The sequence below is a fragment of the Neisseria iguanae genome (genome assembly GCF_003013245.1).
Taxonomy (GTDB): domain Bacteria; phylum Pseudomonadota; class Gammaproteobacteria; order Burkholderiales; family Neisseriaceae; genus Neisseria; species Neisseria iguanae.
On record NZ_PXYY01000125.1, the window covers coordinates 1 to 5,282 of the forward strand.

Sequence of the window (5,282 nt, forward strand, 5' to 3'; positions counted from 1 at the left end):
CAGGCAAAACGCATGCTGACAAGATACAACGGAATTGACCGGAAATCTTTCCCTTTATTTTTTAAAAAGCATGCGGATTTCGTTTTAACTCCGGTGCACCAAAAGAGCAGCTGAAAATCTTGCGAATACAGAAACAGGACATGTTCTCTACACGTATAAAAAGCTGCCCAAGATAAATATCCGATTAAATTACAGGCGAAACAACCAGCATGGCACAAAAATTCATTCCGCCAGCGTACAGTCTCAATCGCCCTTAAAACACAGCTGCCATCGCCGATGGCACGCTGGTGTTGATTCTGGCAGGCGGCCACGGTTCTCGCTTGCGGGGAATGACCGACCGTTGCGCCAAACCTACCGTTTATTTCAGCGGCAACTGGCGCATTACCGACTTTACGCTGTCCAACTGCTTCAATCCCAATTTTTTTAAAATCGGCGTGATTACCCAATACGGAGCACATTCTCTGCTGCGCCACTTACAGCACGCGTGGTCATTTATGCCGCGCGAGTGCAGTTACTTTGTCGATATGTTACCTGCCAGCAGATTGATGAAAACATGTGGTATCGCGGTATCGCCAATCGGTGTGGCAAAACGTCGCCTTGATGAAAGAACACTACAAACCAAAATACATTTTAATTTTGACGGACGACCGCATTTATAAAATGGACTGATACAGATGATTCGCGACCACATTTCGAGCGGTGCCAAATGCACGATTGGCTCAATTGAAGTAAAGCGCAGCAAAACGAAAGAATTTGGTGTGATAGCGGTGGACGGGCATCTCAAAGTGCAGGCATTTGTGGAAAAACCGGCCGACCCGCCGGTCATGCACGAGAAACCGGGTTCGTCGATGGGGATTTGTGTGTTCGATGTCGATTACTTTTATGGAATGCTGGAATGCGGAGTCAAGATCGACTATACCAGCCATGATTTCCGGAAAGACATTATTCCCAAAGCCCTGAAAGACGGCGTGCTGTATGTCCGTCTGTTCAAACGTTTATGCATAGGCCGCAATACCGAGGACGGCATTTACTGGCGCGACGAGGGTGCGTTCGACAGTTATTGAAATGTACACATGGATTTGGCGGCCGAATATTTGCAGCTGAATTTGTTCGACCATTCTTGGCTGATACGCGGTTTACCGTCGCAATTGATGCTGAGCAAGTTTTTCTACAAAAAACACCAACACGAACGCACCATCAACAATTCGATGATCAGCGTCGGTTGTTTGATTACCGATGCGGAAATCAGCTCGTCGGTTTTGTTCAAGCGTATTACGGTCAACGAAGATTCGGCTTGCTCGGTTGGGCGGCTGCGGAAGGGGTGGCAGCTGGATTGTATTTGCTTTGGTTTTTTAGTGATTTTATATATCCTCTATCATTTTTTCAGACAGCCTCATAATTGAAAAACGCGTGCATGCCTTAAGGTTATGATTCTGTGGGCCATAATACTTTTGTATAGGGGCTGACTAGATTAGCCCTAAATATCACACAGTTGTTCTTTTGGTGCGCCAAAGTTAAAACGAAACCCGCATTCTTTCCGGAATAATGGAAAAGATTTCCGGTCAATTCCATTCTATTTCTGTAGCATGCGCTTTGCCCGGTCTCAAAAGTTTTCCATCCCGTCAATGTGGTTTTGCCGCCCTACAAAATGCGTACAGTGACTGATACGGTGACAAGTGGATTCACCCACGTCAAACACATCACGGCTTTTGCAGCAATCGGGATAAACAATGCCGCCAGGCAATGGTTTTCATTTAATAACCGGCATAAAGTTACCTTTAACGACAACGGTTAAACCTTACCCTGTCGTTTTAGAATGCCAAAAAAGCCACTTTACCTGTAACACCCCGACCGCGTTTGCCTTTGCACTGCCTGCCAAAACAGTCCCCGTCTGATTCAACCGGGCCATCAAAAATTTCATCTGCCCGAAGTTCTGAACGGTAAGCGATGGTTTGGCGGATTTTACGGTAAAACAACAGGGCGGAATCAGGCCGGATACCGGGCATACCGGCAGCTGCACGGGCCGTTACTTCCGATACAGAAAATTGAAGAATTTTTTCCGTGTAGGTTTGCTTGGTTTGCAATGGGTTACCTTCATTTTTTAATGTATAACCCGATTGCTCATCTGCGTCAGACCCTAAAGATTAAACCGATTTAAGCATGGAGATCAACGGAAACGGTAAGCGACGGTTGCCATAATGCCGTTGTTGTTGATTTTCACATCGTTTTTCTTGAAGCGGGTTTGTTCCCACTCCGCGCCGACTTCGACATTCGGTGCAGCCGCATATTTCACGCCTACACCGTAGCCTATGCCGTTCATGTTTTTATTGGTATTGTAAGGTCCTTCAAATTTACCGTAATGGTAGCCGACTTTACCGTAAGCCATCACGTCATCAGTCAGGCGGTAGCCTTGAATGTAAGATACACCGGCATCGACTTTTTGTTTCACATCACCAGCCGCGCTGCTGCTAACGGTGCGGTGCAATGGTTTCACGGCTACTTCGGCACCACCAATCCAGTTAGTATTGCCGAATTGCACGTTGTGGCTGCTGCGAATCGTCATGTCGGCTTTATATTTTTCGTTCAAGCTACTGTTTTTAAAATCACTTTTTGTCGCGCCTGCACCGATTTCAACGGCGGTACCGATAAATGTGCCGGTGTTGGTGTTGAACGGTGCGGCAGCGGCGGCAGCGGCGGCAGTCAAAAACAAAGTGGTCAATAACGTTTTTTTCATGATATCTGCTCCTTCAAGAAAAGAAAAAAAAGGAAAGCGCTGTCGCCTTCGATGGTGTCAGTATCGTGATGTTTCAGACGGCCTGCAAGCGGCTTTGCTTTCGGATTACGCTTTTGAGCAGCGGTTTAACATTTGTAATTTCGGCAGGTTTTGAAATAATGTCGAACGTGTGACTATTTTGCAGAATGTAGGGTTTGGGTTTAGCTGCCTGAAAAAAAAGCTGATTTTCAAGCGGATGATACTGTCTGAAAAAATAGTAGGGCGAGATCAACAAAGAATTAGAGAAATCATTCTAAATTTTAATTTACATTCAAGAATGTGTCTTTATTGAGCCATCAGATGCGAACACAACCGCGAACCATACGAAAGGCTGTCTGAAATCAGGTTTCAGACAACTTAGTTATGAATTAAGCTTGAATGAGAATAGAATAAGGAATATGAGGCAGTATGACAAGGGGTCATCTCCGTCCTGGTTGAAAAGTAATTCATTATCGGTGTTGATAATGCACAAAAGCATAAGCTATGCCTTTCGTGCTGGTGTGGTGTTCTCGGGTGGTTTCCAGCCAGTCGTCGGCAGAAAATTCAGGGAAAAACGCATCGCCGTCCGCCACGTTTAAGGCGACTTCAGTCAGGCGCAAATCAGTGGCCAACGGCAGGGCTTGGGCGTAAATCAGCGCGCCGCCCATGATGATGATTTCGGGTGCATCAACACATAAAGCCAAAGCTTCGCTCAAACTTGCCGCCACCTCCGCCCCTTCAGCTGCATAGTCTGTTTGGCGGCTGATGACGATGTTGCGCCGATCGGGCAATGGTTTTTTCGGCAGCGATTCCCATGTTTTGCGCCCCATGACCACCGGTTTGCCGCTGGTATAGTGTTTGAAAAAGGCAAAATCTTCCGGCAAATACCATGGCATGGTGTTGCTGATGCCGATACAGCGGTGTTCGGCATAGGCGGCAATCAAAGTAATTTTCTGCATAAACGTGCTCTTTTCGATGAAAATATTGGGATTTGATTGTAAACGATTGGGGCAAAAAAAATCAGGCCATCTGAAAACTTTGGGAAAAAGAATAAATACCCGCAGCAGGTATGGTATTTAATTAAATCCATTATTATAAATAAAAAAAATATAGATAGTGCAATTTAAGATCATTTATTATAAAGGGGCTGAAGCAGATTGGCAGTCATGTCAGACTGTAAAAATAAAGATAACCAATTGCAAATTAACAAATAATCCCCAAAGAAAACTTCTCCGGTTTTTTATACCGAAAGTAATGGCCCGTGCAGCCGCTGATATTCTGGGTATCCGGCCCGGTTGGGCTATGTTGTCCTACCGTAAAACCCGCCAAGTGGCTGCCTGTCATTTGGCGCAGGAAGCCGGCGGGGTTTTCAGAGGCTCTACCGGGCCGGACGGGGGTTATTTCGGCGGTCGGCGTAAGGGCAAACGCAGATGTGCAGCAGCAGGAAAAACGGCTGTATCCGGCACCTTAAAGCGGCAAGGAAAGGTTGGTACCGCCGTTGCGGGGGATAACGGGAAGGATGCCTTATTTCCGGTTATCAAACAGTAAACAACACCTGACAGCATTGTTTATACCGGTAGTGACAGGGGCTGTGGCGTGCTTGATGCGGGCAGCGCATCAACCGTTCACAGCTTTTTGCAGACCGTCAAAACCCTATCGGCGGCATTGGAAATTGTTGGAACCGGGCTAGGTGCGTCTTGCGCAAATACAATGAGGTTGGCCGTAAACCTTTCCCGCTGCCCTTGAAAGGATGCGGGTTCCGCTTTAACTTTGGTGTACCGTCCGCGGGCAGCTTGAAATGCTGCGGAAATGGTGTGGTGTTTGGGGCTAATCTGCGTCAGCCCCATTATAAATTATGACCATTTATTTATGTTTTATAGGTGCTTGAGTGAATGCAGAGAGATATTACACCAAGTTCTTATTCGCTTTACCGCTGTTCGTTGATGTCCAACTTCAATCGGTTCGTTGGGCGAAGCGTTAGACCGTCACAGCTTGGTGCAGATTTTGCCGTTACATGTGGATTGGCGCGTGCGTCAGTTAGCCGATGGTATCGAAATTAACAACCGTGATTATTGTGATTGGCGGCAAAACCATTTAGACGACGATGTTTCCACTACGCCGCTACCGCAGGATTTATTGCGCAATACCTTTTAATATTTAATCAAACAAAAGGCTATCAGCAGGTTATTGTCACCACGCTGATCCACTGATTAAGCGACAGTGCCGACAGCATCCGCGCGTTGGCGCCTGATTTTCTGCAATTGCAGATTTATGTCGTCGATACCGACATCTGCTGTAGAAGGTTTTTGCGCGCCAACTGTGCGCAATCGTCCCTTTCCTATGCATTGAAACAACTCGGTATCACCCATAAAAAAGTGCAACAAACGCCCCAGGAAAACGCAGGAAAAAGAGCAGAATTCTTAAAGCGGCCGGTTGTTTTTACAGAGCAGAAACGAAAGATTGTTTATCTTGATGAGGGCGGTTTCAAGCATGCCCAGCATAGGCCTTACGGTTATGCGCCGCCCAAGGG

General features: G+C 46.6%; 6 protein-coding genes and 3 pseudogenes. 6 read left to right on the plus strand and 3 right to left on the minus strand.

Translation table 11 applies throughout. The features are described 5' to 3' along the window. The first annotated feature begins 287 nt into the window (after positions 1-287). From C7N83_RS15390 to C7N83_RS15400, 3 genes are read left to right on the plus strand one after another with little or no spacing between them, the layout of a single operon-like run. Entirely contained in the window at positions 288-659 is a 372-nt protein-coding gene (locus C7N83_RS15390) for a sugar phosphate nucleotidyltransferase (protein ID WP_211296663.1), read from the plus strand. Between the two features lie 15 nt (positions 660-674). Further along, positions 675-1,064: a sugar phosphate nucleotidyltransferase gene (locus C7N83_RS15395; protein ID WP_211296664.1), complete on the plus strand. Its 390-nt coding sequence runs from the start codon at positions 675-677 to the stop codon at positions 1,062-1,064. A 9-nt stretch (positions 1,065-1,073) separates the two neighbouring features. Beyond that, on the plus strand, positions 1,074-1,403 hold the full coding sequence (locus tag C7N83_RS15400; RefSeq protein ID WP_211296665.1) for a GlgC family sugar phosphate nucleotidyltransferase: 330 nt from the start codon (positions 1,074-1,076) through the stop codon (positions 1,401-1,403). A 74-nt stretch (positions 1,404-1,477) separates the two neighbouring features. Here C7N83_RS15400 and C7N83_RS12845 read toward each other — a convergent pair. From C7N83_RS12845 to C7N83_RS12855, 3 genes and pseudogenes are all read right to left on the minus strand, one after another. Beyond that, positions 1,478-2,098 (minus strand): annotated as a pseudogene (locus C7N83_RS12845) (IS1595 family transposase). A gap of 69 nt (positions 2,099-2,167) precedes the next feature. After that, positions 2,168-2,734 carry an outer membrane protein gene (locus C7N83_RS12850; protein WP_106743126.1) on the minus strand — a complete coding sequence of 189 codons (567 nt, stop codon included), beginning with the start codon at positions 2,732-2,734 and terminating at the stop codon, positions 2,168-2,170. 488 nt (positions 2,735-3,222) lie between these two features. Next, entirely contained in the window at positions 3,223-3,711 is a 489-nt protein-coding gene (locus C7N83_RS12855) for a dihydrofolate reductase (RefSeq protein ID WP_106743127.1), read from the minus strand. 223 nt (positions 3,712-3,934) lie between these two features. On the opposite strand from C7N83_RS12855, the pseudogene C7N83_RS12860 reads away from it, so the two are divergent. The 3 genes and pseudogenes from C7N83_RS12860 to C7N83_RS15405 all read left to right on the plus strand — a co-directional run. Beyond that, positions 3,935-4,583, plus strand: a pseudogene (locus tag C7N83_RS12860) (IS1595 family transposase). Positions 4,584-4,717: 134 nt separating this feature from the next. Then, positions 4,718-4,906: a hypothetical protein gene (locus C7N83_RS12865; RefSeq protein ID WP_106743129.1), complete on the plus strand. Its 189-nt coding sequence runs from the start codon at positions 4,718-4,720 to the stop codon at positions 4,904-4,906. Positions 4,907-4,992: 86 nt separating this feature from the next. Continuing rightward, positions 4,993-5,282, plus strand: a pseudogene (locus C7N83_RS15405) (hypothetical protein); the annotation flags it as partial.